At 50.2% G+C, this 1204-nt stretch carries 1 protein-coding gene and 1 pseudogene; one reads left to right on the top strand and one right to left on the bottom strand.

The features are described from left to right. A pseudogene (locus L8V22_RS11605) lies at positions 1-443 on the top strand (IS1249 family transposase); the annotation flags it as partial. Between the two features lie 638 nt (positions 444-1081). On the opposite strand, the gene L8V22_RS11600 reads toward L8V22_RS11605, so the two are convergent. Next, positions 1082-1204 carry a CAP domain-containing protein gene (locus L8V22_RS11600; RefSeq protein ID WP_269966565.1) on the bottom strand — a complete coding sequence of 41 codons (123 nt, stop codon included), beginning with the start codon at positions 1202-1204 and terminating at the stop codon, positions 1082-1084.

Here is a 1204-nt window from a genome sequence, read left to right as displayed (position 1 = left end):
AACCCCCACACACAAACAACTTGACACGCTCCCGCGGAATCTACCTGCAGCTAAAGAAATTGAGTCAACAAGGCCACCTCTGTGCCTACCTCACCAAAGCTAAACAAGACCAACGGTTGGAACGCACGACCAACAAGCTAGAAGGCGCAGTGAACTCTCAAATAAAGAAACTCATGCACACCCACCGAGGACTGCGCGACGAACAACAACGCATCGCCTGCGACTGGTGGCTATACCTCCACACACAACTGCCTGACGACCCTGTAGAGATCGCCAGGCAGCAAAACTGGGGCCAGGACGCACTCGCCAAAGCACAAACCCTAGCCAACCAGGAAAAACAAGCCACCAGCGGCCACGAAGACGGCCGACCAGCAACCTACGACAATGCCATCGACACTGCCTACAACCACTCTATGGGAATACGCAAAGGCCACGTACGCTAAACCCCCACCAACACAAAACGTCGTTTAGCCCGACACGCCACACAACAACACATTCTGTCGTTTAAGCCCCAGAAAGCCGCAATTGTCCCCTAATGAACTTAAAGACCGCCCGGGACAGAAGAAAGGCCACCAGGCACATAACTACAAGGATGAAACAAGAGCTTGGTGGCCTTCTCCCGGAGAACCCATCACATACAACACAGGCGAAATGCGATGGGTGACCAGGGAGAGATCACCCCTGGACATCAGTCAGAACAATGTAACTGACCGACAAGACTTACCTTAATATTAAGAAACTCATAAATCTATTATTCAAAACTGTGACATTCGCCTCACGCCATAAAAGAAAGGCCACCAGGTTACAGCGTTCCCTACAAACGCCGCCCGAAAAAGCCTAGTGACCTTCCAAAAGACCAGCAGTCCACATCATTCATTCTTCGTTCATTCCCTCAAAGGAGACACCACAAAAATGAACTGCCGGCACCCGGATTCAACGAGCAAAACCGAGCGAACCTGAGTTTAATACAAGCTTTTGCTTAATGTCTACAAAGAAGAAGAGGCGTCACTTTTTACTGCAAATGCGACGCGGTTGTTGGTGACGCCTTTATCAGCTTCGAAGCCTGAAGCCTGATTTTGGTTTATCGTCCGAAGTTCTGGACTGCGAAGAGTTTTCCGTCTTTATCCTTGGCAACTCCAATGCCTACAGATTTTGCTTGGGGGTCGAGTAGGTTTTTCCGGTGTCCTGGAGAATCAGCCCACAT

Source organism: Corynebacterium yonathiae, from assembly GCF_027570195.1.
In the GTDB taxonomy this organism is placed as follows: domain Bacteria; phylum Actinomycetota; class Actinomycetes; order Mycobacteriales; family Mycobacteriaceae; genus Corynebacterium; species Corynebacterium yonathiae.
Note: the sequence above shows the minus strand (reverse complement) of the source record. Positions and strands in the feature narration are given on the sequence as shown.

Bases quoted from the DNA above. Each gene is read 5' to 3' on its own strand.
- L8V22_RS11600 (WP_269966565.1), bottom strand. From the start codon at position 1,204: ATGTGGGCTGATTCTCCAGGACACCGGAAAAACCTACTCGACCCCCAA.